This window comes from Allobosea eneae (assembly GCF_042657265.1).
GTDB lineage: Bacteria > Pseudomonadota > Alphaproteobacteria > Rhizobiales > Beijerinckiaceae > Allobosea > Allobosea eneae.
In genome coordinates, this window is sequence record NZ_JBHSLW010000009.1 from 353,496 (window position 1) to 378,948 (window position 25,453).

At 66.6% G+C, this 25,453-nt stretch carries 22 protein-coding genes; 16 read left to right on the forward strand and 6 right to left on the reverse strand.

The window, feature by feature from the left end:
* Positions 1-7 precede the first annotated feature (7 nt).
* A complete protein-coding gene (gene pdxR / locus ACFPOB_RS08000) occupies positions 8-1,471 on the forward strand; it encodes a MocR-like pyridoxine biosynthesis transcription factor PdxR (protein WP_377797288.1) in 1,464 nt (487 codons plus the stop codon).
* A 3-nt stretch (positions 1,472-1,474) separates the two neighbouring features.
* Here the strand turns inward: pdxR and ACFPOB_RS08005 are convergent, their stop codons facing one another.
* On the reverse strand, positions 1,475-2,275 hold the full coding sequence (locus ACFPOB_RS08005) for an aldolase (protein ID WP_377797290.1): 801 nt from the start codon (positions 2,273-2,275) through the stop codon (positions 1,475-1,477).
* A 174-nt stretch (positions 2,276-2,449) separates the two neighbouring features.
* Positions 2,450-3,775, reverse strand: coding sequence for an MFS transporter (locus ACFPOB_RS08010; RefSeq protein WP_377797292.1), 1,326 nt, complete (start codon positions 3,773-3,775; stop codon positions 2,450-2,452).
* A gap of 136 nt (positions 3,776-3,911) precedes the next feature.
* On the opposite strand from ACFPOB_RS08010, the gene cyoA reads away from it, so the two are divergent.
* The 5 genes from cyoA to ACFPOB_RS08035 are packed head-to-tail and all read left to right on the forward strand — an operon-like array spanning position 3,912 to position 8,846.
* Complete coding sequence (cyoA, locus tag ACFPOB_RS08015) at positions 3,912-5,042, forward strand: ubiquinol oxidase subunit II (RefSeq protein ID WP_377797294.1); 1,131 nt, start codon at positions 3,912-3,914, stop codon at positions 5,040-5,042.
* A 19-nt stretch (positions 5,043-5,061) separates the two neighbouring features.
* Positions 5,062-7,062 carry a cytochrome o ubiquinol oxidase subunit I gene (cyoB, locus tag ACFPOB_RS08020; protein WP_377797296.1) on the forward strand — a complete coding sequence of 667 codons (2,001 nt, stop codon included), beginning with the start codon at positions 5,062-5,064 and terminating at the stop codon, positions 7,060-7,062.
* Positions 7,063-7,070: 8 nt separating this feature from the next.
* On the forward strand, positions 7,071-7,706 hold the full coding sequence (gene cyoC / locus ACFPOB_RS08025; RefSeq protein WP_377797298.1) for a cytochrome o ubiquinol oxidase subunit III: 636 nt from the start codon (positions 7,071-7,073) through the stop codon (positions 7,704-7,706).
* Positions 7,703-8,092 (forward strand): cytochrome o ubiquinol oxidase subunit IV, encoded by a 390-nt coding sequence (gene cyoD / locus ACFPOB_RS08030; protein ID WP_377797300.1) that lies wholly within the window; start codon positions 7,703-7,705, stop codon positions 8,090-8,092. Before cyoC ends, cyoD begins: the two co-directional genes overlap by 4 nt.
* 10 nt (positions 8,093-8,102) lie before the next feature.
* Positions 8,103-8,846 (forward strand): SURF1 family protein, encoded by a 744-nt coding sequence (locus ACFPOB_RS08035; protein WP_377797302.1) that lies wholly within the window; start codon positions 8,103-8,105, stop codon positions 8,844-8,846.
* Positions 8,847-8,871: 25 nt separating this feature from the next.
* Here ACFPOB_RS08035 and ACFPOB_RS08040 read toward each other — a convergent pair whose 3' ends face one another.
* On the reverse strand, positions 8,872-9,066 hold the full coding sequence (locus ACFPOB_RS08040) for a hypothetical protein (protein ID WP_377797304.1): 195 nt from the start codon (positions 9,064-9,066) through the stop codon (positions 8,872-8,874).
* Positions 9,067-9,327: 261 nt separating this feature from the next.
* Between ACFPOB_RS08040 and hemP the strand changes: the two genes are divergently transcribed.
* On the forward strand, positions 9,328-9,534 hold the full coding sequence (gene hemP, locus ACFPOB_RS08045; protein WP_377797306.1) for a hemin uptake protein HemP: 207 nt from the start codon (positions 9,328-9,330) through the stop codon (positions 9,532-9,534).
* Positions 9,535-9,680: 146 nt separating this feature from the next.
* Here the strand turns inward: hemP and ACFPOB_RS08050 are convergent, their stop codons facing one another.
* Positions 9,681-11,762, reverse strand: a complete 2,082-nt coding sequence (locus tag ACFPOB_RS08050; protein ID WP_377797308.1) for a TonB-dependent receptor — start codon at positions 11,760-11,762, stop codon at positions 9,681-9,683.
* 285 nt (positions 11,763-12,047) lie between these two features.
* On the opposite strand from ACFPOB_RS08050, the gene ACFPOB_RS08055 reads away from it, so the two are divergent.
* Positions 12,048-12,803, forward strand: coding sequence for an IclR family transcriptional regulator (locus ACFPOB_RS08055; protein ID WP_377797310.1), 756 nt, complete (start codon positions 12,048-12,050; stop codon positions 12,801-12,803).
* Positions 12,804-12,808: 5 nt separating this feature from the next.
* Here the strand turns inward: ACFPOB_RS08055 and ACFPOB_RS08060 are convergent, their stop codons facing one another.
* Together ACFPOB_RS08060 and ACFPOB_RS08065 are read right to left on the reverse strand one after the other, a co-directional pair.
* Positions 12,809-14,086, reverse strand: a complete 1,278-nt coding sequence (locus ACFPOB_RS08060) for an NtaA/DmoA family FMN-dependent monooxygenase (protein WP_377797312.1) — start codon at positions 14,084-14,086, stop codon at positions 12,809-12,811.
* Entirely contained in the window at positions 14,079-14,894 is an 816-nt protein-coding gene (locus ACFPOB_RS08065; RefSeq protein ID WP_377797314.1) for an ABC transporter ATP-binding protein, read from the reverse strand. Before ACFPOB_RS08065 ends, ACFPOB_RS08060 begins: the two co-directional genes overlap by 8 nt.
* 238 nt (positions 14,895-15,132) lie before the next feature.
* On the opposite strand from ACFPOB_RS08065, the gene fepB reads away from it, so the two are divergent.
* From fepB to ACFPOB_RS08105, 8 genes are all read left to right on the forward strand, one after another.
* Positions 15,133-16,098, forward strand: a complete 966-nt coding sequence (gene fepB / locus ACFPOB_RS08070) for a Fe2+-enterobactin ABC transporter substrate-binding protein (protein ID WP_377797316.1) — start codon at positions 15,133-15,135, stop codon at positions 16,096-16,098.
* A complete protein-coding gene (locus ACFPOB_RS08075; protein ID WP_377797318.1) occupies positions 16,095-17,099 on the forward strand; it encodes a FecCD family ABC transporter permease in 1,005 nt (334 codons plus the stop codon). The genes fepB and ACFPOB_RS08075 overlap by 4 nt, the downstream gene beginning before the upstream one ends.
* Complete coding sequence (locus ACFPOB_RS08080; RefSeq protein WP_377797320.1) at positions 17,096-18,127, forward strand: FecCD family ABC transporter permease; 1,032 nt, start codon at positions 17,096-17,098, stop codon at positions 18,125-18,127. Before ACFPOB_RS08075 ends, ACFPOB_RS08080 begins: the two co-directional genes overlap by 4 nt.
* Positions 18,128-18,281: 154 nt before the next feature.
* Positions 18,282-18,866 carry an ANTAR domain-containing response regulator gene (locus ACFPOB_RS08085; RefSeq protein ID WP_092157020.1) on the forward strand — a complete coding sequence of 195 codons (585 nt, stop codon included), beginning with the start codon at positions 18,282-18,284 and terminating at the stop codon, positions 18,864-18,866.
* Positions 18,863-19,912: a CmpA/NrtA family ABC transporter substrate-binding protein gene (locus ACFPOB_RS08090; protein ID WP_377797322.1), complete on the forward strand. Its 1,050-nt coding sequence runs from the start codon at positions 18,863-18,865 to the stop codon at positions 19,910-19,912. The genes ACFPOB_RS08085 and ACFPOB_RS08090 overlap by 4 nt, the downstream gene beginning before the upstream one ends.
* Before the next feature lie 304 nt (positions 19,913-20,216).
* Entirely contained in the window at positions 20,217-21,536 is a 1,320-nt protein-coding gene (locus tag ACFPOB_RS08095; RefSeq protein WP_377797324.1) for a CmpA/NrtA family ABC transporter substrate-binding protein, read from the forward strand.
* A 4-nt stretch (positions 21,537-21,540) separates the two neighbouring features.
* The gene (locus tag ACFPOB_RS08100; protein ID WP_377797325.1) at positions 21,541-22,752 is read left to right on the forward strand and encodes an NAD(P)/FAD-dependent oxidoreductase; all 1,212 of its coding nucleotides are present in this window, start codon (positions 21,541-21,543) and stop codon (positions 22,750-22,752) included.
* 2 nt (positions 22,753-22,754) lie between these two features.
* Positions 22,755-25,451 carry a molybdopterin-dependent oxidoreductase gene (locus ACFPOB_RS08105; protein ID WP_377797327.1) on the forward strand — a complete coding sequence of 899 codons (2,697 nt, stop codon included), beginning with the start codon at positions 22,755-22,757 and terminating at the stop codon, positions 25,449-25,451.
* Positions 25,452-25,453 lie beyond the last annotated feature (2 nt).

The window sequence follows — 25,453 nt, forward strand, 5'->3', positions numbered from 1 at the left end:
GGCCTGCATGAAACGACCAGTTTCGAGCATTCCGACTGGACCAGTCGAAAGTGAGATCGGCGCCCAACGCCGGGTCATCGCGGCGATCAAGCGGGAGATCGCGGCCGGTGTCCATGCGCCTGGCTCGCGCCTGCCGTCGACGCGGGCGCTCGCCGCCGAATGGGGCCTGTCACGCGCCACCGTCACAGCCGCCTTCGAGCAATTGGCTGCCGAGGGCTATCTCGAAACCCGGCCGGGTGCGCGGGCTCGGGTTGCCGCAGGACTGGTGCGGATAGAGCCGACGCCAGGATACACGCCCTCGCGCCCAGCCGAGCTGTCCGCCTATGGCCGGCGGCTGGAAGCGGCCAACCCTATTCCGTGGGCCCCGCAGCCCTTCGCGCTCGATTTCCGCTATGGCGAGCTTGCCGGCAGCGATTTCCCAACGCTCGCCTGGCGGCGGACGCTGGCGAAGGCGGTGACGAAGCGGCCAGCCCGGCTGCGCTATGGCGACCCGCGCGGCCTCCCGGAGGTGCGGACAGCCTTGCAGGGTTATCTCTGGCGCGCCCGGGGCCTACGCTGCGAGATCGACGACATCCTCGTCGTCAACGGCTCGCAGCAGGGCTTCGATCTTTGCACCAGGCTATTGCTCGATCCCGGCGACCGCGCTGTGATCGAGGACCCTGGTTACAACCTCGCACGCCAGGCCTTCCTGGCGGCGGGCGCCGAGCTTGCGCCGCAGCCGGTCGATCGCGAGGGCATGCAGACCGCTGCGTTGCCGCCAGCGCGGCTCGCCTTCGTGACGCCCTCACATCAATTGCCGCTCGGCAGCATCCTGTCGGCGCCGCGCCGGCAGGAACTGCTCGCCTGGGCGGCGCGCCATGGCGCGGCGATCATCGAGGACGATTACGACGCCGAGTATCGCCATGGCGTCGGCCCAGTGCCGACCTTGCGCTCGCTCGATCAGGCCGGCAGCGTGATCTATCTCGGCACTGTCTCGAAGACGCTCTCCCCGACCCTGCGGCTCGGCTATCTCGTGCTGCCGCCAGCGCTGCGCGAGGTTTTTGCCCGGGCCAAGCGAATGGTCGACCGCCATACGCCCGAGCTCGAACAGGCCGCCCTGACCGAGCTGATCGAAAGCGGTGCCTATGAGCGGCATGTCCGCCGCATCCGGCGCCGCAATGGCGAGCGACGAGCCGCCCTGCTGAAAGTGCTGCGCGAGCGGCTGGGCGAGCGCGTCAGTATCGTCGGCACCGATGCCGGCCTGCATATCCTCGCCTGGATCAACGGGCTGCCGCAAACGCGCGAGGCCGAGCTGACGGAGCGGGCAGCGGCGGCCTCGCTCGGCCTCTATGGCGTCAGCGGGCTCTATGATCGGCCGAACGATCCCGAACGCCGTGCCGGGCTCGTCATCGGCTATGCCGCGCTCGACGAGACGCAGATCGCTGCCGGCATCGCGCGGCTGGATGGCTTGCTGTCGGAGCTGGGCGCCTAAACCTCAATCCCGGTACACCGGCTCCTCGGCGTCGAGCTGGCGGCGGATCGAAGCCAGGTGCAGCCGAGCCGATTCCGGATCGCCCTCACGCATCTGCTGGTAAGCCGCTTCGGCGATCTCGGGTTTGACCGGCAGCACCTGGCGGCCGGTCGAAAGCGCCAGCGCCTGCACCTCGCAAGCGCGCTCGAGATAATAGAGATCGTCCCAGGCCTCGGCGATGGTCGGGCCGAGCACCATGACGCCATGGTGCTTCATGAAGACGATGTCGGCGTCGCCGACCGCGCCGGCGATGCGGTCACCCTCGCGCTCGTCGAGGGCAAGGCCGTTATAGTCGCGATCGACCGCGGTGCGGCCGTAGAACTTCAGCGCGGTCTGCCCGGCGAAGATCAGGGGATCGCCCTCGGTCATCGAGAGCGCCGTCGCATAGGGCATGTGGGTGTGGAAGGCGACGCGGGCGCGCGGCAGGTTCTTGTGAATGCGGGCGTGGATGTAGAAGGCCGTCGCCTCGGGCTGGCCCTCGCCGGCGACGACATTGCCGTGGAAGTCACAGATCAGCAGCTTGGAAGCGGTGAGTTCGCGGAAGGCCCAGCCATAGGGATTGACGATGAAGAGGTCGTCATAGCCCGGCACCAGCGCCGAGAAATGGTTGCAGATGCCCTCCTCGAAGCCATAGCGCGCCGCCATGCGGAAGCAGGCGGCGAGATCGCGCCGGGCCTCCCAGACCGCATCTGAGTCGAGGTTCGGCTGGTTCGGGCCGGCGGAGACGACTGCCGGCGTCGCACCGGGCTTGAGGGAATGTGCCATGACGCCAGTCTAGGGCCGTGTCGACGCCGGGCAAGCGTGTCGCCCTGCATCGGGGGAACAGCCCCGCGGTGATCGCCGCATATCGGCTGAACCGCTCCTATCTGCACGCGCCTGCGAATGCGCCGGCACCGCCGCTCCGGGCCCTTGCAAGAGGCGCTCTGCCTTGCCCCGAGATCAGCCGTAGCGCGCTTCCGAGCGCCGATCGATCGCCAGCGCCGCCAGCGTGCAGAGCGCGCCGGAAAGCAGGTATATGCCGACCCAGGCAAGACCGAAGGTGCTCGACACCGTCAGCGCCACCAATGGCGCAAAGCCGGCGCCGATAAGCCAGGCGAGGTCGGAGGTGAGGGCCGCGCCAGTGTAGCGGTATTGCTGGCCGAAGCTCGAGGCGACGGCGCCGGCCGTCTGGCCATAGGAGAGGCCGAGCAGCCCGAAGCCGATGATCACATAGATCGTCTGCCCGGCCAGGCTATCGCCAAAGAGCAGCGGCGCGATGATGCTGGAGAGGCTGAACAACCCGATCATCGCGCCGGACAGCAGCAGCGTGTTGCGACGCCCGATCTGGTCGGCGACCAGGCCGGAGGTGACGATCGCCCCGGCGCCGACGACGCCGCCGGCGGCCTGGACCAGCAGGAATTCCGAGACCGAGCGATTGGTGAAGAGGTTGATCCAGCTCACCGGGAAGATGGTGACGAGGTGGAAGAGCGCGAAGCTCGCCAGCGGCACGAAGGCGCCGAGGATGAGCGTGCGGCCATGGGCGCGAACGAGCTCGGAGACTCGCATCGGCACCAGCTCGCGCGTGGTCATCAGCTCCGCGAATTCATGGGTCGCGACCATGCGCAGCCGCGCGAACAATGCGACGACGTTGATGGTGAGCGCGACGAAGAAGGGATAACGCCAGCCCCAGCTAAGGAAATCCTCCTTCGAAAGCGCGCCCTCAAAATAAGCGAAGAGCCCGGCGGCAAGGATGAAGCCGAAGGGCGCGCCGAGCTGCGGCAGCATCGCGTACCAGCCACGCCGGTTGGCCGGGGCGTTGAGGGCCAGCAGCGAGGACAGGCCGTCCCAGGCGCCGCCGAGCGCGATGCCCTGCAGCAGGCGGAAGGCAGCGAGGATGACGCAGGACCAGATGCCGATCGTCTGGTAGCCCGGCAAAAAGGCGATCGCGGCAGTCGAGCCGCCGAGCAGAAAGAGCGCCGCAGTGAGCTTGGTCGTCCGGCCGTAATTGCGGTCGATCGCGAAGAACAGCACCGAGCCGAGCGGGCGCGTCACGAAAGCCAGCGCGAAGATGCCGAACGCGTAGAGCGTGCCGGTGAGTCGGTCGACGAAGGGAAAGACCAGCTCGGGGAAGACCAGCACGCAGCCAAGGCCGAAGACGAAGAAGTCGAAATATTCGGACGTCCGCCCGATGATGACACCGAGCGCGATATCGGCCGGGCTGACATGGTCCTTCCCGTGATCCTCCGCCGGAAGGGCCGATGTCTGGATCGTCGCGTCAGCGCTCATGACCGCGAATTCCTACGCTGGCGGCCGCCCGGAGAGACCGGACTTGCCCGCACCTCTGACAAATGGATACGGTGGATAGAAGCAACACGTCAAACTGCCGCAATGGGACAGATTGTCTTATGTGCGGCGCGAAAGAATGGACCTAGAGAACGTCAGTTCCCGGAACGGGGAGGCCTCGACTCTCTTGCGGATCTTTCGAATCATAGCGGTTCTCCCGCTTTTCGCGCTCCTCGGCGGCTGCCAGTGGGTGCTCCTGGCACCATCAGGCGATGTTGCGCTGCAGCAGAGAAACCTGCTTCTGGCCTCCACCGCGCTGATGCTGCTGATCATCATTCCGGTGATGGCGCTGACGATCTTCTTCGCCTGGCGCTACCGCGCCTCGGCCAAGGCGGTCTACGATCCGGACTGGAACCATTCGCTGCCGCTCGAGGTGGTGATCTGGTCGGTGCCGCTGCTGATCATCGTCGTGATCGGCGCGATGACCTGGATGGGCACGCATCTGCTCGATCCCTATCGCCCGCTCAACCGTATCGCGGCCGGCAAGCCGATCGTCGAGGCGCGTGCGGGCAGCGCCGCGGTCAGGAAGCAGCCGCTGGTGATCCAGGTCGTGGCGCTCGACTGGAAATGGCTCTTCCTCTACCCGGCGCAGGGCATCGCCTCGCTCAACGAGGTGGTGGCGCCGGTCGACCAGCCGATCGAGTTCCGCATCACCTCCTCGGCGGTGATGAATTCGCTCTTCATCCCTGCGTTGGCCGGCCAGATCTACGCCATGCCGGGCATGCAGACCAAGCTCAACGCCGTGATCAACCATCCTGGCGAATTCGAGGGCTTCTCGGCCAATTACAGCGGCGCCGGCTTTTCCGACATGCGCTTCCGCTTCCGCGGCGTCGACGACAAGGCCTTCGGCGACTGGGTGCAAAGCGCGATCCGCAATGGCAGCACGCTGGGGCGCGAGGAATATCTCGTGCTGGAGCGCCCGAGCGAGCGCGAGCCCGTGCGCTATTTCCGCGATATCCCGCCTGATCTCTTCACGGCCATCCTCAACATGTGCGTCGACCGCGCCAAGATGTGCACGCGCGACATGATGGCGATGGACGCCAAGGGCGGCGGCGGCAAGGAGGGCATCCATACCGTCGCAGCGCTCGAATACGACAAGAGCGTGCGCCGCGGCGGACAGCCGCTGCCGCCGCGCCCGTTCGTGATGGCGATCTGCAGGCCGACCGATGTGTACGGCGCCGCGGGCGTGACCGCCCGCGCCGTCAACTGAGCCGCGAGGCGAGGCGAACATGACCTCCTATCCCGACTGGTGGAAGCTCCTCTTCGGACGCCTCACCCTCGAATCGTTCCCCTATCACGAGCCGATCCTGGTCGTGACCTTCGCCGTCGTCCTGCTCGGCGGTCTCGCCCTCGTCGCGCTGATCACGAAGTACAAGCTCTGGGGCTATCTCTGGCATGAGTGGTTCACCAGCGTGGACCACAAGAAGATCGGGATCATGTACATGATCCTCGGCGTCATCATGCTGCTGCGCGGCTTCGCCGACGCGCTGATGATGCGCGGCCAGCAGGCGATCGCCTTCGCCGGCAACGAGGGCTACCTGCCTCCGCACCATTACGACCAGATCTTCACCGCCCATGGCGTGATCATGATCTTCTTCGTGGCGATGCCTTTCGTCACCGGGCTGATGAACTATGTCGTGCCGCTGCAGATCGGCGCGCGCGACGTCGCCTTTCCCTTCCTCAACAATTTCAGCTTCTGGATGACGGTCGGCGGCGCCGTGCTGATCATGGCCTCGCTCTTCATCGGCGAATTCGCCAAGGTCGGCTGGCTCGCCTATCCGCCGCTCTCGGGGGCCGCCTACTCGCCCGGGGTGGGCATGGACTACTACCTCTGGGGCCTGCAGATCGCCGGCATCGGCACGACCTTGTCCGGCGTCAACCTGATCGCGACCATCGTCAAGATGCGTGCGCCCGGCATGGACATGATGAAGATGCCGGTCTTCACCTGGACGTCGCTGTGCACCAACGTGCTGATCGTCGCGACCTTCCCGATCCTGGCGGCGACGCTCGCGCTGCTGACGCTCGACCGCTATGTCGGCACCAACTTCTTCACGAACGATCTCGGCGGCAACCCGATGATGTACGTGAACCTGATCTGGATCTGGGGTCATCCTGAAGTCTACATCCTGATCCTGCCGATCTTCGGCGTCTATTCCGAGGTCGCCTCGACCTTTTGCGGCAAGCGCCTCTTCGGCTACGCCTCGATGGTCTATGCCACGGTGGTCATCACCATCCTGTCCTATCTGGTCTGGCTGCACCACTTCTTCACGATGGGCTCCGGCGCCAGCGTGAACTCCTTCTTCGGAATCACGACGATGATCATCTCGATCCCGACGGGGGCGAAGATCTTCAACTGGCTGTTCACGATGTATCGCGGCCGCATCCGCTTCGAATTGCCGATGATGTGGCTCATCGCCTTCATGCTGACCTTCGTCATCGGCGGCATGACCGGCGTCATGCTGGCGGTGCCGCCGGCCGACTTCGTGCTGCACAACAGCCTGTTCCTGATCGCCCATTTCCACAATGTCATCATCGGCGGCGTGGTCTTCGGCGTCTTCGCCGGCATCGCCTACTGGTTCCCCAAAGCCTTCGGCTTCAAGCTCGACCGGTTCTGGGGCGTCCTCTCCTTCTGGTTCTGGGTGATCGGCTTCTACGTCGCGTTCATGCCGCTCTACGTCCTCGGCCTGATGGGCGTGACGCGCCGCCTCAGCCGTTTCGAGGACCCTTCCCTGCAGATCTGGTTCGTGATCGCGGCCATGGGTGCCGTGCTGATCGCGCTCGGCATCCTCTGCTTCCTGATCCAGATCGGCGTCAGCATTCTGCGCCGTGAGCAATTGCGCGATACCACCGGCGATCCCTGGGATGGGCGCACGCTGGAATGGTCGACCTCCTCGCCGCCGCCGGCCTACAACTTCGCCTTCACCCCTGTCGTGCACGACCTCGACACCTGGGCCGACATGAAGAAGCGCGGCTACCAGCGCCCGCTCGGCGGCTACCGGCCGATCCATATGCCAAAGAACACCGGCGCCGGCGTGATCATCGCCGGGCTCGCGACGCTCTGCGGCTTCGCCCTGATCTGGTACATCTGGTGGCTGGCGGCGCTGTCCTTCGTCGCCGTGATCGCGGCTGTGATCATCCATACCTTCAACTACGACCGCGACTTCCACATCCCCGCCGACGAGGTCCTGCGGGCGGAAGATGAGCGCACCCGGCTTCTGGGCCAGACCTGAGGGCGACGATGACGGCGACAGCGCAAGGTTCCGACAAGGCGGACGTCCCGGTCTTCCATTTCGGCGAAGGCGAGCCGGAGCACCATCCCGGTGATTCGACCGTGCTCGGCTTCTGGCTCTATCTGATGAGCGACTGCCTGGTCTTCGCGGTGCTCTTCGCGACCTATGGCGTGCTCGGGCGCAACTACGCGGCCGGCCCGTCCGGTGCCGACCTGTTCGACCTGAAGCTGGTGGCGGTCAACACCGCCATGCTGCTGTTCTCCTCGATCACCTATGGCTTCGCCATGCTGGCGATGGACAAGGGCCGACAGGCGGCGATGCAGGGCTGGCTCATGGTCACCGGGCTCTTCGGCCTCGCCTTCCTCGGGATCGAGCTCTACGAGTTTGCCCATCTCATCCATGAGGGCGCGACGCCGATGCGCAGCGCCTTCCTCTCCTCCTTCTTCACCCTGGTCGGAACGCATGGCCTGCACGTCACCTTCGGCCTGATCTGGCTCGTTGTGCTGATGGTACAGGTGTCGCAGCACGGGCTGATTCAGGCTAACCGCCGGCGCCTGATGTGCCTTTCCATGTTCTGGCACTTCCTCGACGTCGTCTGGATCGGCGTCTTCACCTTCGTCTACCTGATGGGTGTGCTGAAATGAGCCAGAACCAGGCAGAGGCGCAGCGCGGCCACCACGACGCCCATCATGACGGGCACGACGCCCATGGCGCGGCGCATGGCAGCATGCGCGGCTACGTCACCGGCTTCCTGCTCTCCGTCGTCCTGACTGCGATCCCGTTCTGGCTCGTGATGAACGACGTGCTGAGCAATTCGACGCTGACGGCAATCGTGATCATGCTCTTCGCCGCCGTGCAGATCGTCGTCCACATGGTCTATTTCCTGCACATGAACGGCCGCTCGGAGGGCGGCTGGACGATGCTGGCGCTGATCTTCACGATCCTGATTGTGGCGATCGCGCTCGCCGGCTCGCTCTGGGTGATGTACCACCTCAACACCAACATGATGCCGGATATGCACCGGATGTGAGGCGAGGCCCGTGTCCTCCAACACGGCTGGCCGGCGCGGCGGCGCCGTCCGGATCGGCTTCATCGCGGGCTTTTGCGTCGCCGCACTGGTCTGTGCCGGCCTCGGCATCTGGCAGGTCCAGCGGCTGTTCTGGAAGCTCGACCTGATCGCCCGTGTCGAGGCGCGACTGAAGGCACCGCCCGTCGCCGCTCCAGGCCCGGCGCAGTGGAACGGCATCAACGCCTCTGCCGACGAATATCGTCGGATAGCCCTGGAAGGTCGCTATCTCGAGGCGCCGGAAACACTGACGATGGCAGTGACCGAGCATGGCGCCGGCTTCTGGGTTATGGCGCCGTTCCGGGCCGATGCCGGCTTCACCGTCCTCGTCAATCGCGGCTTCGTGCCGGAGGGCAAGCGCGCCACCGACGACAGGCGAAAAGCCTCAAACGACAAAACAAGACTCGTCGGCCTGCTACGGCCGAGCGAGCCCGGCGGCGGTTTCCTGCGCGCCAACGATCCCAGGGCCGGCCGCTGGTATTCGCGCGACGTGGCCGCGATCGCGCAGGCGCAGGGATTGGGGCAGGTCGCGCCCTATTTCGTCGATGCGGATGCGGCTGCCGAACCCGGCCCGCTGCCCCGGGGCGGGATGACGCAAGTCAGCTTCCGCAACACGCATCTGGTCTATGCGCTGACCTGGTTCTGCCTGGCGCTGATGAGCGCCGGCGCGGCGGCGTTCCTGATCACCCGCCGGGCCGACGACCCGACCATGTCCTGAAGGACAAGGCGAAGCGCCCGGCCGGTCAGCAGGCCCGGCATTCGAACGGCTGGATCTGCGCCCGCCCCTGCAGGACGACGATCCGTTCGGCCGCACCGTCGGGCTTCACTCGGATCACGCCCTCGTCCTCGCATTCGTCGATGAAATACGCGGGAAGACCGGCACGAAGGGCCTTCTCGATCGACTGCTGGCGAAATTGCTTCAGCTTCTCATGGTCCATGGCGAGCTCCATTGCGCATGAGCCGGTGGCACCCTTCGAGTGCGATTTGGGGTTGTGTCGGAGATTTTCAAGCGCCGGGCCCGAGCGCAGCGCCCCAGCTCGCACCGCTCGGTCATGCGCACAGCGCGCGTTCAGGAACCGACGGCACCCGTATTGGCAATTTTAAATGATTATACGTATAAACTATTGTAATTGCTATATTTTTTGAACGATGGCAGGTTGCCACGGCCTCTCGCGGCACTGTTTTTCACCAGAACGCTCATGGACATTCCGACTTCCCCGCCATCGTCCGAGCCTATGCCGGCAGGCGATCATGGCTGCTGCGTCGCCGGCCGATCTGGCAAGATCGTGAAGGTGGTCCCGAGCTCCGCGGTCTTTAACGGCGAGACCGAAATCGGGATCGAGCATCATGGAGAGATCTATCGGCTGAAGATCACTCGTCGGGGGAAACTGATCCTCACCAAGTGACCGGCGCCAAGCCGCCGACCACCCTGCCCTCTCAGTCGCTCTGGCGATCCGCGCACGGAAATTGTCCTGCGCTTCCCAATGAACCGGATCCAGCATGGGGCGGGACGCAAGCCCCGCCACCCGATCAACCCGCTGCGCTCTCTTCCTCAGAACGTGCCCTTGAGGCCGGCGCCGAACATGCGCGGTTCGGTCATGCTCGCCTCGGTGCCGCCGATGCCGCGATTCTGCTGCATATAGGTCGGCTTGCGCTCGTCGAAGACGTTCTTGACGTAGCCATAGACCTGCAGATTGTCGGTGATCTGATAGCTCGCCCGCATGTCGGCGATCGTATACGGCTTGATCAGATAGAGGCGCGTATTGGCGACGTCGGAATAATAGCCGTCGGTGTGCCGAAGCTGGGCGGTGAAGTTGAGCTTGCTGGTGATGTCCCAGCTCACGCCGAAGCTCAGCATGTAGCCCGGCGACTTGGCGAACTCGTTGCCCTTGTAGCCGGCATTGGCTGAGATCCTGTCGATCTCGGTGCGCAGCAGGCCGGCGCCGGTCTTGAGCGTCAGATTGTCGAGCAGGCGGTAGTCGGCGTTGACCTCGAGCCCGTAGGCGTGCGCCTTCTCGGCGTTGATCGCATAGGACTGGACGACGCCCGTCGTCAGTACGACCGGGATGAAATACTGGGCGTTTTCGAAGTCGGTGTAGAACAGGTTGCCGCTGACGTTCAGCCGGTTGTTCAGGAGGCTGGCGCGGGTGAACAGCTCATAGTTCCACAGCGTCTCCTCCTTGAACGGCTGCCAGCGGCCGGCGGTGAGGTTGAGCGAGACGCCGCCGGGATTGTAGCCGCGATTGACCAGCGCGCCGACGGTCCAGTCCGGCGTCACCGCATAGGCGATCGAGGCCTTCGGCAGCACCGCCTGGAAGGTCTTGTCGAAATCGACGCCCTGCCGCGCGAAGACGGTCCTGCCCTCGCGCTCGATCTGGTCCTGCTGGAAGCGCAGCGAGCCGTTGAGGGTCCAGCGATCGGTCAGGCGATAGCTGACTTCGCCAAAGACGCCGAGATTGCGCTTGGTGTCGTCGAAGGTGGATTGGCCGTTGAGGTAGAGGATCTCGTCGGTCTTGGTGTGGGCGTAATAGACGCCGGCGACGCCGCTGAGGACGTCGCTCTGCTCGCCATAGGTCAGGCGCAGCTCGTTCGAGATGTTGGTCTGGTCGATATGGGCGTCGCCATTGCCGAGAAGGTCCGTCTTCCGGCTCACCGAGAGGTCAGTGTATTGCGTCTGGTTGAACAGCTTGAACCGGTTGCCGAAATCATAGCTGAGGTCGAGGATGCCGGTGTTGCTGATCTGCTTGAAGCTAGGCATCGTCGTGGTGACGTGCTTCAGCCGGCTGAACGGGAAAGAGGCCGCTTCCTGGCTCGGCCGATTGCTCTCATTGCGCGAATAGGTCAGCTTCGCCTCGAAGCCGGGCAGCTCGGTCGGGCGCCAGAGCAGCTTGGCGCGCAGGTTCAGGTTCCGGAAATCCTGGTCGGCATAGCGCCGCTGGAAGTTCGGGCTGACGTAGTCGATGAAGGTGTCGCGGCCGGAATAGTCGAGCGTGATCCGCCCCGCGAGCTGCTCCTTGATGATCGGGCCGGACAGCATCAGCGCCGTGCGCCGGGTCGCATAGCTGCCGTATTCCGCGAGGAAACCTGCTTCCGGCGTGAAGGTCGGGTCCTTGGTGTTGACGATGATCGCGCCGGCGATGGCGTTCGCCCCTTGCGAGGTCGTCTGCGGCCCGCGGAAGACCTCGATGCTCTTAACGTCCCAGGGCGAGACCGCGCCGAAATAGAACTCATTGTAGCTGAGATAGTGGCCGTCGACGTTGATCGTCGCGCGCGGCACCGTGCCACCCCAGAACGAGTTCTGTCCGGTGAGCGGACCTTGCGTGTCCTGGCCGCGGATGATCGGAGCGCTGACCGTGTCGGTGTAGATCACGTTGGGCGTGCCGACGAGGATTTCCGACACGGTTGCGTTGCCGGTGTTCTCACGGGCGATGTCCTTGTCGGTTTTGACCGAAACCGACGTGGCCGTGTTCTTCAGGTCGCGTTCGACTTTCTCGCCGGTGACCGTGATCGCGTCGAGCTCGATCGTTCCCGCGTAGGCAGCCGGATTGCTTTGCGCGAAAGCCGGCGCCACGGCAGCGACAGCGATGAGCGATACGAAGCTGACGCTGCGCATCGGGACAAGCTTGGACGACATGATGTTCCCCACCACTCGAATCTCGCTGGCTGGGGACAGGGCCGTGGCTTGCGAGGATCACATCAGATGATCCTACAGTGCGGGATGCGTTCCGCATGTCAACATGAGCCAGGCCAGTCTTGCCATATTGCCCCAGGCTGTGCTTTTCCGGTCGCAGTGATCGGGCCCGATCACTGCCGGGCGTTTGGAAGTGCTCGAATGAGAGCGCAGCTTGTCCCGGTACGGCTGCCGGTGCCACAAAGCGCAGGCCGGCCTCCGGCGCGCCCTTCCGCCGCGATTCGCATGATGACGAGCCCCGACACCACCAAACGCTCCGCGACGATCCAGTCCGTCTCGATCGCCGCCCGCTTCCTCGACATCCTGGCCAAGGCGGACGGACCTCTGGTCCTGGGCGAGATCGCCCGGCGGGCGCGCACCGGCTCGTCCACCGCGCATCGCTACATGCAGAGCCTGGTCCGGGAGGGGCTGGCGGCGCAGGACGAGGTCACCGGCCATTACGATCTCGGCCCGGCCGCGCTGAGCATCGGGGTTCGCGCCATCAGGCGGATCGACGCCGTCGAGGTGGCGGCGCGCGCGATGAAGGCGCTGGCCTCGCGCATCGCCGCGAGTTGCGGCGTCGCGATCTGGACGGAGCGCGGCCCGACCATCGTGCGCTGGTATCGCAGCACGGATTTCGCAATCAGCACCGTGACGCTGGGCGATGTCCTGCCGGTCGACAACACCGCCTGCGGCTTCGTCTTCCAGAGCTACCTGCCTAAGGACGCCATCGCCGCCGCCCGCAAGGAGCAGCCGGCTTCCTTTCGCGGTGGCAATCGCCCGCCGGCCCAGATGCTCGACGCCATCAGGCGCGACGGCGGCGCGGAACTGAACGAGCATCTGTTCTCGCTGCTGACCGGCAAGGCCGCACCGGTGTTCAACGCGCTCGGCGAGATCGCCTGCGTCGTCACCACCGTCTCCTTCGTCAAGACGGCCGAGGCCCAGGGCCATCGCGCCGCGCTGTTCGCGGCGGCGCAGGCGGCGACGCGGGAATCGGGTGGTTAGCCAGCTCATTTCCCGTCGGCGAGACGCAGGTGCTCGCGCAGCGTCGCACCTTCATAGTCGCGGCGGAACAGGCCACGCCTTGCCAGTTTCGGCACCAGCTCGTCCAGAAACAGCTGCAGCGATTGCGGGGAGCCCCCGGGTATCGCGATGACGCCGTCGATCGCGCCCGCCTCGAACCAGTCGACGATCTCGGCCAGGACCTCGTCGACAGTTCCGACGCAGACCCAGTGGGCCGAGCCGACGACTTCGGGCCGAGCCAACACCTGCTCCACCGTCGGACGGTTCGCCAGGATGAAGCGTCGCAGCAACTCGGCATGGGTACGGCTGCGAACCGGCGCATCCGCCGGCGGCAGCATCTGCGGCGTCAGGCGTGCTTCGGCCGGCAGATCGCCGAGGTCGAGCCCCAGGACCGATTTCACTGCGTTTCGCCTCTGTTCCGAGGTGATATGGGCATGCGCCCGCGCATGCAGTGCCCAGGCCTCTTCGCGCGTCTCGGCGAGGAAGAAATGCAGGCCGGGCAGCACGCGCACCGAATCCGGGCTGCGGCCATGTCCCTGCGCCCGCCGGCGCAGATCGCCGCGCAATTCGATGCCGGCCTCGCGATCGGGCGTGGCGGCGAAGGTGGCGTTGGCGATCGAGGCGGCGAAGTCGCGCCCGATATCAGAGGCGCCGGCCTGGAACAGCGGCGGCGGCCCAGCGGCGTGGCCGGGCACGTTGAGCGGCCCTTTCACGCTGAAGAATTCGCCGCGATGGTCGATCGCGGCGCTCGGCGTAGTGCCGGTCAGCGCCGCATGCGGATAGCTCCGCCAGAGCCGGCGCATGACATCGGTGAATTCGGCCGCCTTGCGGTAGCGGACCTCCGGCGGCGGCATCGGTGCATCGCCGAAATTCTCCGCGCCCTCGATCGAGGTGACGATGTTCAGCCCGGCGCGCCCCCGGCTGATCCAGTGCAGTGACTGGATCTGCCGGGCGACGACATAGGGCGGATTGAAGCTGGTCGAGACGGTGGTGACGAGCCCGATTCTGTTGGTCTCGCGGGCGATGGCGGTCATCAGGAGCGTCGGGTCGAGGCCGACGAAGCCGCCACCGGCCATGCCCGGATGCAGCATGAGGTAGTCGGGCTTGAAGACGAAATCGAGCTTTGCCCGCTCCGCCATCCAGGTCAGCTCGAGAGTGAATGCGACAGGATCGTTGACCGGTCGGAGCGGGCCGTCGGCGCGCTGCCCTTTCAGCCAGGTCGGCGTGAGGCTCAAGCCGATATGGAGCTGCCGGGTCTCAGCCATGGCTCCGCCCTTTCGGCACGATCAGCGGCGCCCCTGCGACCGGATCGGGAATGACGACGCAAGGCAGGCCGAAGACCTTCTCGACCAGCTCCGCCGTGACGATGCCGGCCGGGCTGCCCTCGGCGATGATCGCCCCGTCCTTCATCGCGACGAGATGACTGGCGTAGCGGCAGGCCTGGTTGAGATCGTGCAGCACCGCGACGACCGTCCGCCCCTGCGCATTGAGCTCGGCGAGCAGGTCGAGCAATTCGATCTGATGGGCGATGTCGAGGAAGGTCGTCGGCTCGTCGAGCAGCAGGATCGGCGTCTCCTGCGCCAGCACCATCGCGATCCAGACCCGCTGGCGCTGGCCGCCGGAGAGCTCGTCGACCGGCCGGGCCGCCAGCGCCTCGATGCGCGTCGCCCGCATGGCGGCGGCAACAGCCGTCTCGTCGGCCTTCGACCACTGGCGCAGGAAGGATTGGTGTGGATAGCGGCCGCGGGCGACGAGGTCGGCGACCGTGATGCCGTCGGGGGCGATCGCGCTCTGCGGCAACAGGCCGAGCCGCCTTGCGACCTCCTTCGCCGGACGCTGGCCGATCTGTCGCCCGTCGAGGATCACCTGGCCGGCGGCGGGCGTGAGCAGCCGCGACAGCGCCCGCAGCAGGGTCGACTTGCCGCAGGCATTGGGGCCGACGATCACGGTGAATGAGCTATCGGCAATCCCCAGCGAGAGGCCGGTCGCGATTGTGCGCGCCTCGTAGCGGAGCGTGACCGCATCGGCATGGAGGCGATAGTCTGGTCGCGCAGTACTTTTCAATTCTTCCAATCTACAGTCGATGTCATCGAATTTGCAGGCTTCGACGGCATCCCTCTCGGCTCTATTTGTGGTAAAGCAGTCACCGCGGGCGGCTTTACGCTCGATAGCGGACTTCCAGTGCCGCGTCCATATTGCATGGCGGGACACGATCCGTCATGAGGAATGCTCTGCGTGTGTCGACACGCATAGTCGCGGTCGGGGCCCGACTCCGCCCCCCGCAGGACCACACCGGCCAGATGGATCGACGATGCCCTTCATCAAGCTCTTCATCGCCGTCATCGCTGTCGCAGCCGCCTTGGGCGGCACCGGCCGGCCGGCCAACGGCCAGGACACCGGCTGGCCCCGGACCATCCGGCATGCCGGCGGCGGGCTGACGCTGGCCAGGAAGCCGCAGCGTATCGTCTCGACCACGCCGAGCGTGACCGGCATCCTGCTGGCGATGGAGGCGCCCCTGCTCGCGAGCACCGCGACGACGCCGAGCTCGCTCACCGACGCCAGGGGGTTCTTCTCGCAATGGGCCGGCGATGCCGACAGGCGCGGCGTCAAGGTGCTCTATCCCAATCTGAAGTTCGACATCGAGGCGGTGCTCGGCTGGAAGCCGGACCTGGTGATCGCTTCGACCACCGGCGCCGACAGCATCCTGCCGCATCGGGCCGAGCTGGAGGCGCTGGGCGTCCCGACCCTGGTGGTCGATTATTCGAGCCGGAGCTGGCAGGAGCTGGCGAGCGAGCTCGGCAAGGCGACCGGCCTGGAACAGGAAGCGGCCGCCGCGATCGGCCGCTTCGACGCCGATCTCGCCGCCGCGGCAAGCGCCATTGCGGCGAAGGGCAGCAAGGCCAGCATCGTCGGCTACAACATCGCCGGCAGCTATTCGGTGGCGCGTGTCACGAGCCCCGTCGCCAAGCTCATCACCGGGCTCGGGTTCGAGGTGGTCGGCCTGCCGCCGGAGCTGCGGCCGAATTCGGCGCGCCCCTCCGATTTCGAGTTCTTCTCGCGCGAGAATCTCTCGGCCGCCATCGCTGCCGATACCGTCTTCCTCCTGCGGGCGACCGAAAAGGACGTCGAGGCCTTCCTGGCCGAGCCGATCCTTGCCAATCACCCGGCGGTCGCCGGCAAGCGGGTCTATCCGCTGGGCCTGACCTCCTTCCGCATCGATCCCTATTCCGGACGCCAGATCCTCGAACAGCTGCGCGCGAGCTTCGCCAAGCCATGAGACACCGCAGGCGCCGATGGTGGGTCGCCATCGGCATCATCGCGCTCGCTCTGCTGGCGTTGGCGAGTCTCGCGGTCGGCTCGCGGCCGATCCCACCCAGCACGGTGCTCGCTGCACTGCAGGCCCATGACCCAGGCAACGACCTGCATCTGATCGTCTGGGAGCTGCGGGTCCCGCGTTTGATCACCGCGGTCTTGGCCGGTGCGGCGCTCGGCCTCGCCGGCGCGATCATGCAGGCGGTCACGCGCAATCCCCTGGCCGAGCCCGGCCTGCTCGGCATCAATGCCGGCGCGGCGGTCGCCGTGGTACTCGCCGTCACGCTGCTCGGGCTGACGCGGCCCGCTCACTATGTCTGGTTCGCAAGCCTCGGCTCCGGGCTCGCCGGCGCCGCCGTCTTCCTGCTCGGACGGGTGCATGAGACCGGCACCAATCCCGTCCGTCTCGTGCTCGCCGGCGCTGGGCTTTCGATCGTGCTGATCGCGATCACCGGCATCGTCATCCTCAACGCGCCGCCGACCGCCTTTGACGATTTTCGCCACTGGGCCGCCGGCTCCGTCGAGGGAGCGAGCATCGAGGCCGTCGCGGTGCTGGCGAGCTGCACCATCGCGGGCTTTGCCATCGCCCTCTCGATCGTCGGCGGCCTCAACGCCCTGGCGCTGGGCCAAGAGCTCGGCCAGGCGCTCGGCGCCGCCCCGCGCACGATCTGGCTCCTCGCCTGCCTGGCCGTGATGCTTCTGGCCGGAGCCGCCACCGCCGCCGCCGGGTCGATCGGCTTCGTCGGCCTGATGGCGCCGCATCTGGCGCGCGCCGTCGTCGGACCGGACCATCGCTGGATCCTGCCTTCCTCGGCGCTGTTCGCCGCGCTTCTCCTGCTCGGCGCCGACGTGATCGGACGCGTAGTCGCGGCTCCGTCGGAGATTGCGGCGGGAATTGTCGTCGCGCTCATCGGCGGCCCATTCTTCATCCTCGCCGTACGCCGTTTCCGTGTGAGCCGGGCATGAGTACACACGCGATATTGAGGCTTGGCCCGCTCTCGCTGCGCTGGCGGCCGCGCACGGTGATGATTTGCATGGGGCTGACCGCAGTCGGCGTCGCGCTCGCCATCGTCCTGCTCGGCACCGGCACGCTCGCCTTCACCTCGGCCGAGATTGTCGCCGCCTTGTTCGGCCGGTCGGAGAATCCGATGGCCGAGCGCGTGATCTGGGGCTTGCGGCTGCCGCGCATCGTCACCGCGGCCTGCGTCGGGGCGGCGCTCGGCATGGCGGGCGCGATCTTCCAGTCGATCTCGCGCAATGCGCTCGGCTCGCCCGACATGATCGGCTTCACGACCGGTGCCGCGACCGGCGAGATCGTGCAGATCATCCTGTTCGGCGCCGAACCGCTCGCGGTCTCGCTGGCGGCGGCGCTGTCCTGCATGGCGACGGCGGCGCTCGTCTTCCTGCTGGCCCTGAAGGGACGCGTCACCGGCGGCCATCGGCTGGTGCTGATGGGCATCGGCGTCGGCGCGACGCTGACGGGCGTCAACACGATGCTGCTGGTGGCGAGCGATCTCGACCGGTCGATCTCCGCCCAGATCTGGCTGGCGGGCTCGCTTTCGGCCCGCAGCTGGTCGCATGCCGTGCCGGCGGCGCTGGGCCTTGCGCTGATCATTCCGGTCGCGCTGCTCTACGCTCGCCGTCTTGCCCTTCTCGAAATGGGCGACGATGCCGCCCGCCAACTCGGGATTCCCGTCGAGCGCACAAGGCTCGCCATGGTGATGACCGCGGTCGGGCTGACCGCGCTGGCCACCGCCGCGACAGGCCCGATCGCCTTCATTGCCCTCGCCGGTCCGCAACTGGCGCGGCGCCTTTGCCGCTCGCCCGACGTGCCGCTGTTGTCCGGTGCTGCGATGGGCGCCGTGCTGCTGCTGGCGGCCGATCTGATCAGCCAGCGCTTTCCGTCGGGGCTCAACCTGCCGATCGGATTGACGACCGGCCTGCTGGGCGGAGCCTATCTGCTCTGGCGGCTGGCCCGCGACGCAAAGGTCTAAAGGCGGCGAGCGACCCAAGCACGTTCCAATCGTCAGGGCCTGTGCCGCAGGCTCTCCCTGCGATCGCTCGCCGAAGCCCCGGGAACGACCAAGCCGCAATGGCACGATTCCTGATTGGCCGATTCCCGGGCTTCCAGGGGAATGACTGAAAGGCATGATGCCAAATCTGCGGATCCTCATCGTCGATGCGAACCAGGTTCGGGCCGCGATCATCGAGGAAGGGCTGCGCGAAGCGGGCTATGACCAGCTCATCCGCCTCTCCGCCACCACCGGCCTGGTCGCCGCCATCGAAGCCCATGACCCCGATGTCGTGGTCATCGATCTCGAGGACCCGAGCCGCGACGCGCTCGCCGACATGTTCCTCGTCAGCCGGCATGTCCGCCGGCCGATCACGATGTTCGTCGACCAGTCGGACTCCGCCTCGATCGAGGCGGCGGTCGAGGCCGGCGTCTCCGCCTATATCGTCGACGGGCTGAAGAAGGAGCGGATGCGGCCGATCCTGCAGACCTGCATCAGCCGCTTCAATGCCTTCCGCAAGCTGCGCGAAGAGCTCGACGAAGCCCGTTCCCAACTCGAGGATCGCAAGACGATCGACCGCGCCAAGGCCATCGTCATGCGCTTGAAGGGTCTCTCGGAAGAGGACGCCTACGCGCTGATGCGCCGCACCGCGATGAACGAGAAGCGCAAGCTCGTCGACATCGCCCGCTCCCTCATCACCGCCGCGGAGATGCTCAAATGACCACGCTGCACCTTCGGGTCGGCTTCATGCCCCTGGTCGATGCGGCATTGCTGGTCGCTGCGGCCGATAGCGGCATCGCCGAGGGCCACAGTCTTTCGCTCGAACTCGTGCGCGAGGTGTCGTGGTCGAATCTGCGCGACCGCCTGCACGTCCGGCTCCTCGACGCCGCGCACATGCTGGCACCGGCGGCGATCGCCTCGACGCTCGGGATCGGCGGTGTGACCGCGCCGATGGCGGCACCGCTGATGTTGAACCTGAACGGCAATGCGCTGACCCTGTCGCTGCGGCGCTTCGAGGAATTGGCACGCCTCGCACGAGGTGATCTGGCCGACCCGTCGGTGTCAGCGCAGGCGCTCGCAGCACTCGTCGCCACCCGCAAGACTTCCGGCCTGCCGCCGCTCGCCTTAGCCGCGGTCTTCGGCTTCTCCTCCCACACCTATCTGCTGAACGACTGGATGGCGCGCGCCGGCATCCGCCTCGGCGAGGATATCCGGCTCGCAATCGTGCCGCCGGTCCGCACGGTCGAGGCGCTGGCCAGCGGTGAGATCGACGGCTTCTGCGCCGGCGCGCCTTGGAACACCCTGGCGGTCGAGGCCGGGATCGGCGCGATCCTGCATTGCGGCGTCGATCTCATGCCAAATTGCCCGGAAAAGGCACTGGCTTGGCGTGCCGACGACATCGGGCGTCGCGGCGAGGCGGTTACGCGCCTCAACGCCGCCCTCATCGAAGCGAGCCATTGGGCTTCGGACGAACGCAATTGGCCAGCACTGGCCCGGTTGCTCGCAGCGCCCGATCGCCTGGCCGCTCCCCCTGCCCTGATCGAGGCGATCCTGCGCGGTGAGATTATTCAGGGCGGCGGCCGCCCACCCCGGCAGGTGCGGTCCTATATCCGCTTAGACCCCGCCGCGATCCGCCCCGATCCGGCTCATGCCGATGCCCTGCTCGCGGCGATGTCGCGGGCCGGGCACGTCGTGATCACACCCGAATTGAGCGAGCGGGCGCGGGCGGTTTTCAGGCCGATCGCTGCAGGCGTCGCGCAAAGGTGAAATTCTAGGCGCGCCTAAAAATTATGCGGATGCGGCAGAATTGTGCGACGCACAAGAGCTTCAGTCGGATGCAAGTCGCGCCGGGCCATCATTAAAAATTGAGACAATTCAAATACTTGACAACGGTCAGCGAGTTGGCACGGTCTTTGTAAAGATCATCTCGACCGCGGCCAACGCTGCCCGCGAGCAAGTTCGAAATCGGAACGCACAGCAACGCCGCTGTCGAAGGAGCCCGGCAGGGCGCTTTCGCGCGGCGTTTTTGTTTTCGCGGACACCCCAACTTCGCCGCTTACGAGAGGGATCGATGACGAAGACCGTTCAGAGCAGGGCCCTGGTCCTTCCGGTTAAGCCGAGCCGCCGCAATTTCCTGAATCTGACTGGCGCGGCGGCGGTCGCCGCCGCGGCTAAGCTCGCCCTGCCGAACGGCGCCTTCGCGCAAGGCACCGGACCCGAGGTCAAGGGTACGCGCCTCGGCTACATCGCGCTGACCGACGCGGCGCCGCTGATCATCGCCAAGGAGAAGGGTCTCTACGCCAAATACGGCCTGCCCGACATGGACATCGCCAAGCAGGCCTCCTGGGGCGCGACGCGCGACAACATGGCGCTCGGCTTCAAGAACAACGGCATCGATGGCGGCCACATCCTGCGCCCGAAGACGCATCTTTATTCGACCGGCAAGGTCATGCAGAACGGCCAGCAGCTGCCGATGTACACACTGCTCAACCTGAACCAGGACGGGCAGGCGATCTCGGTCTCCAACGAATACAAGGACCTCAACGTCCAGAAGGACGCCTCGCCGCTGAAGCAGGCCTTCGAGCGCAAGAAGGCAGCCGGCAAGGAACTGACCGCCGCCATGACCTTCCCGGGCGGCACGCACGACCTCTGGATTCGCTACTGGCTCGCCGCCGGCGGCATCGACCCCGACAGCGACATCAAGGTGATCGTGGTGCCGCCGCCGCAGATGGTGGCGAATATGAAGGTCGGCACCATGGACTGCTTCTGCGTCGGCGAGCCCTGGAACGAGCAGCTGGTCAACCAGAACATCGGCTACACCGCGCTGACCACCGGCGAGCTCTGGTTCAAGCACCCCGAGAAGATCCTCGGCATGCGCGCCGATTTCGTCGACGCCAACCCGAAGGCGACGCAGGCCATCCTGATGGCGGTGATGGAAGCCCAGCAATGGGCCGACAAGATGGAGAACCGCCAGGAGCTCGCCGAGATCGTCGGCAAGCGGCAATGGTTCAACGTCCCGGTCGGCGACATCAACAAGCGCCTGCAGGGCGACATCAACTACGGCAATGGCCGCGAGGCTAAGGGCACCAATCTCTACATGAAGTTCTGGGGCGAAGGCGGCACCGTCTCATATCCCTGGAAGAGCCACGACAGCTGGTTCGTCACCGAGAACATCCGCTGGGGCAAGTTCGACACCAATACCGACATCAAGGCGCTGGTCGACAAGACCAATCGCTCGGATCTCTGGTCGGAGGCCGCCAAGACGCTTGGCGTCGCCAATGCGGTGAGCGGTGACTCGCGCGGCGTCGAGACCTTCTTCGACGGCGTGAAGTTCGACCCGGCGGCGCCGCTCGACTACCTCAAGGCGCTCAAGATCAAGCGGGTGGCGTGACGCCATGGCCGAGCCGCTCGTCATCGTCGGCAAGGGCATGGCGGCGACCAGGCTGGTCGACGAGCTCAGCCAGCGCGCGCTCGGCCGCTATTCCATCGCGGTGATCGGGGCCGAGCCCCGGCTCGCCTATAACCGCGTGCTGCTCTCGCCGCTGCTCGCCGGCGAGATCGGCGAGCCCGAGATCGAGCTGAAGCCCGCCGCCTGGTGGCAGGCGCGCGGCGTCTCGATGCTCTATGGCAAGCCGGTCACTCGTCTCAACCGGGCCGCGAAGTCGGTGACGCTGGCCGATGGCCTGACCCTGCCATATGGCAAGCTTGTCCTCGCCACCGGCTCGAAGCCGCTGAAGCCACCTTTCCCGGGCGGCGAGCTGCCCGGGGTCGCGACCTTCCGCGACACCGCCGATGTCGAGGCGATGCGCGGCTATGCAGAGCGCGGCGCCCGCGTCGTCGTCATCGGCGGTGGCCTGCTCGGGCTGGAAGCGGCCTATGGGCTGGCGCGGGCGGGCGGCAAGGTGACGCTGCTGCATCTCGTCGACCGTTTGATGGAGCGGCAGCTCGATGCCGAAGGCGCCGGCCTGCTTGCAGCGGCGATGGCCCAGCGCGGCATCGCGGTCCGTCTGAACGCCTCAACCAAGGGCTTCGTCGGCAGGGACAAGGTCGAGGCGGTCGAGCTCGCCGACGGCACTCTCATCCCGGCCGATCTCGTCGTCATCGCCATCGGCGTACGCCCTAACATCGATCTCGCCGACAACGCCGGTATCGCCACCAACCGTGGCATCGTCGTCGACGATCACCTGGCGAGCGACGACCCGTCGATCTTCGCCATCGGCGAGTGTGCCGAGCATCGCGGCCAGGTCTATGGCCTGGTCGAGCCGGCCTATGAGCAGGCCCGCGTGCTGGCGACGCGGCTCGCCGGCAAGGATGCGAGCTATTCCGGCTCGCTGCTCTCGACCAATCTCAAGGTCTCTGGCGTCGGCGTCTTCTCGGCAGGTGAGTTCGAGGCCGGCGACGGCGCCGAAGTCATGGTGCTGCGCGACCCGTCATCCGGCGTCTATCGCAAGTTCGTGCTGCGCGAGGGACGGCTCGCCGGCTGCGTCCTCGTCGGCGATACCGCCGGCGCGCTGTTCTATCTCGGCCTGATCCGCTCGCAGCAGGACATCGCGCCGATCCGCGCCGACCTGCCCTTCGGCGAAGCCTACTGCGCGAGGGCGGCCTGATCATGCGCCACGACGCCCCGCTCGCCGGTCCGGTCCCGACACGCACCACCTGCCCCTATTGTGGGGTCGGCTGCGGCGTGCTCGCGACACCGGACGGAAAGGGCGGCGCGGCGATAGCCGGTGATCCCGACCACCCGGCCAATCGCGGCCGGCTCTGCTCCAAGGGCTCGGCGCTGGGCGAGACGCTCGGCCTCGGCACCCGTGTGCTGCATCCGCTGAAGCGCAGCGCCCGCGGCACCTATGACCGCGTGTCCTGGGAGGAGGCGCTCGATGCGGTCGCTGCCGGGCTGAAGGCGATCATCGACCGCGATGGCCCCGAGTCGGTCGCCCTCTACCTCTCTGGCCAGCTCCTGACCGAGGATTATTACGTCGCCAACAAGCTGATGAAGGGCTTCATCGGCTCGCCGCATGTCGACACCAATTCGCGGCTGTGCATGGCCTCGACGGTAGCGGGCCAGCGCCGCGTGTTCGGCTCCGACACCGTGCCGGGCTGCTATGAAGACCTCGACAGCGCCGACCTGATCGTGCTGGTCGGCTCCAACACGGCCTGGTGCCACCCGATCCTGTTCCGCCGTATCCAGCAGAACCGGGCCGAGCGCGGCGCGAAAGTTGTCGTGATCGATCCGCGCGTCACCGCGACCGCGGAGGATGCCGATCTCACTTTGGCCCTTAAGCCGGGTTCGGATAGCGCGCTCTTCGCTGGCCTGCTGATCCATCTCGCCGATACCGGACTGCTCGACCACGACTATATCGAGCGCCATGTCGCCGGCTTCGAGGCCGCTCTCGCCAATGCCCGCGACATCGCGCCGAACCTCGCTGCGGTCGCAAACCTGACCGGACTCTCCAAGACGGATATCGCAAGCTTCTACGCACTCTGGGCCAGCACGCCGGCCGTCGTCACCGCCTGGAGCCAGGGCGTCAACCAGTCGGCGCAGGGCACCGACAAAGTCGCCGCGATCCTGCATTGCCATCTCGCCAGCGGCCGCATTGGCAGGCCGGGTGCCGGCCCGTTCTCGCTGACCGGACAGCCCAATGCCATGGGCGGGCGCGAGGTCGGCGGACTCGCCAACATGCTCGCCGCCCATATGGGCTATTCGTCCGCCGAGATCGACCGGGTCCGCCGCTTCTGGCGCGCGCCGCGCATGGCCCAGGCCGAAGGCCTCAAGGCCGTCGCGATGATGGAGGCCGTCACTGAGCGCCGCATCAAGGCGATGTGGGTGATGGCGACCAATCCGGCGGTTTCGCTGCCGCGCGCCGACGCGGTTCAGGCGGCGCTGCGCGGTCTCGATCTCTTCATCGTCTCCGAGAACGTCCTTTCCAACGACACGCTCGCCGCCGGCCCGCATTACATCCTCCCTGCCGCCGCCTGGGGCGAGAAGGACGGCACCGTCACCAACTCCGAGCGCCGCATCTCGCGCCAGCGCGGTTTTCTGGCCCTGCCGGGCGAGGCGAAGCCGGACTGGTGGATCATCTGCGAGGTCGCCGAACGGCTCGGCTTCGAGGAGGCGTTCGACTATGGCGGCCCGCACGAAATCTATGCCGAGCATGCCGCGCTATCGGCCTTCGAGAACGCCGGCAGCCGCGACTTCGACATCGGCGCCCATGCCGAGCTGACGCGCCGCGCCTATGATGGGCTCGCCCCGGTGCAATGGCCGGCTCCCGTCGATAGGCCGGAAGGTACGCCGCGGCTCTTCGCCGATGGCGGCTTCTTTGCCGCCGACCGCAAGGCGAAGCTGCAGCCGCTCGCCATTCCTGCGCTCGCCGCCGCGACCAGCGACACTTTCCCGCTGCTGCTCAACACTGGCCGCGTCCGCGATCACTGGCACACGATGACCCGCACCGGCCTCAGCGCCCGGCTCTCGGGCCATATCGCCGAACCGACCGTGCTGGTGCATCCGGACGATGCGGCGCGCTTCGGCCTTGCCGAGAAGGGCTTTGCCCGGATCGCCACAACCCATGGCGCTGTCATCCTGAAGGTCGCACTCGATCCGGGTGCGCAGCCGGGCTCCCTCTTTGCTCCGATCCACTGGTCAGCGGAGAACGCCTCCGGCGCCCGTGTCGGGGCCGCTGTCCAGCCTCTTGTCGATCCATTCTCCGGCCAGCCGGAGCTGAAGGCGACGCCGGCTGCGATCGTGCCGGTATCCTTCCGTTCGCGCGGCTTCCTGCTCGGCGCCGACGGTTTCGTACTGCCTAAACGAAGTTGGTGGACGCGCGTCGCGGTCGAGGGCGGGCAAGGCCTGCTCTTCGCGACGCCGGCCGATGTCGCCGAGATCATGCAGCTCGCCCGCGAGGCCTTCGGTCCGGAAGGGTTGCTCGAGATGGTCGATGCCGAACGCGGGCTCTATCGCTGCGCCCTGATCCGCGACGGCCGGCTCGCCGCCGCGCTCTTCCTCGGGCCGGATCACGACGCTCCCGTCTGGGATGCGGTCAAGCTCGCATTCGCCGGCGGCGAGGTCGATCCGGGCCAGCGCCTCGCGCTCCTCTCCGGCCGCAGCCTCGACGGCGCCGCCGATCAAGGGCCGACCGTCTGCGCCTGCTTCGGCGTCGGGCTGAATGCGATCCGCGCCGCCTTCGCCGAAGGCGCCACCATCACGGTCGAGGATATCGGCCGCAAACTGAAGGCCGGCACGAATTGCGGTTCGTGCCTCCCGGAGATCCGCCGCATCGGCGCGCAAGCCCGCGTCGAGGTGCCGGCATGAAC

What these genes read in the sequence shown, in the direction of transcription:
- pdxR (WP_377797288.1), top strand. Translation starts at nt 8, where the DNA reads ATGAAACGACCAGTTTCGAGCATTCCGACTGGACCAGTCGAAAGTGAG.
- ACFPOB_RS08005 (WP_377797290.1), bottom strand. Translation starts at nt 2,275, where the DNA reads ATGGCACATTCCCTCAAGCCCGGTGCGACGCCGGCAGTCGTCTCCGCC.
- ACFPOB_RS08010 (WP_377797292.1), bottom strand. Translation starts at nt 3,775, where the DNA reads ATGAGCGCTGACGCGACGATCCAGACATCGGCCCTTCCGGCGGAGGAT.
- cyoA (WP_377797294.1), top strand. Translation starts at nt 3,912, where the DNA reads ATGGACCTAGAGAACGTCAGTTCCCGGAACGGGGAGGCCTCGACTCTC.
- cyoB (WP_377797296.1), top strand. Translation starts at nt 5,062, where the DNA reads ATGACCTCCTATCCCGACTGGTGGAAGCTCCTCTTCGGACGCCTCACC.
- cyoC (WP_377797298.1), top strand. Translation starts at nt 7,071, where the DNA reads ATGACGGCGACAGCGCAAGGTTCCGACAAGGCGGACGTCCCGGTCTTC.
- cyoD (WP_377797300.1), top strand. Translation starts at nt 7,703, where the DNA reads ATGAGCCAGAACCAGGCAGAGGCGCAGCGCGGCCACCACGACGCCCAT.
- ACFPOB_RS08040 (WP_377797304.1), bottom strand. Translation starts at nt 9,066, where the DNA reads ATGGACCATGAGAAGCTGAAGCAATTTCGCCAGCAGTCGATCGAGAAG.
- hemP (WP_377797306.1), top strand. Translation starts at nt 9,328, where the DNA reads ATGGACATTCCGACTTCCCCGCCATCGTCCGAGCCTATGCCGGCAGGC.
- ACFPOB_RS08050 (WP_377797308.1), bottom strand. Translation starts at nt 11,762, where the DNA reads ATGTCGTCCAAGCTTGTCCCGATGCGCAGCGTCAGCTTCGTATCGCTC.
- ACFPOB_RS08055 (WP_377797310.1), top strand. Translation starts at nt 12,048, where the DNA reads ATGACGAGCCCCGACACCACCAAACGCTCCGCGACGATCCAGTCCGTC.
- ACFPOB_RS08060 (WP_377797312.1), bottom strand. Translation starts at nt 14,086, where the DNA reads ATGGCTGAGACCCGGCAGCTCCATATCGGCTTGAGCCTCACGCCGACC.
- fepB (WP_377797316.1), top strand. Translation starts at nt 15,133, where the DNA reads ATGCCCTTCATCAAGCTCTTCATCGCCGTCATCGCTGTCGCAGCCGCC.
- ACFPOB_RS08075 (WP_377797318.1), top strand. Translation starts at nt 16,095, where the DNA reads ATGAGACACCGCAGGCGCCGATGGTGGGTCGCCATCGGCATCATCGCG.
- ACFPOB_RS08080 (WP_377797320.1), top strand. Translation starts at nt 17,096, where the DNA reads ATGAGTACACACGCGATATTGAGGCTTGGCCCGCTCTCGCTGCGCTGG.
- ACFPOB_RS08085 (WP_092157020.1), top strand. Translation starts at nt 18,282, where the DNA reads ATGATGCCAAATCTGCGGATCCTCATCGTCGATGCGAACCAGGTTCGG.
- ACFPOB_RS08090 (WP_377797322.1), top strand. Translation starts at nt 18,863, where the DNA reads ATGACCACGCTGCACCTTCGGGTCGGCTTCATGCCCCTGGTCGATGCG.
- ACFPOB_RS08095 (WP_377797324.1), top strand. Translation starts at nt 20,217, where the DNA reads ATGACGAAGACCGTTCAGAGCAGGGCCCTGGTCCTTCCGGTTAAGCCG.
- ACFPOB_RS08100 (WP_377797325.1), top strand. Translation starts at nt 21,541, where the DNA reads ATGGCCGAGCCGCTCGTCATCGTCGGCAAGGGCATGGCGGCGACCAGG.
- ACFPOB_RS08105 (WP_377797327.1), top strand. Translation starts at nt 22,755, where the DNA reads ATGCGCCACGACGCCCCGCTCGCCGGTCCGGTCCCGACACGCACCACC.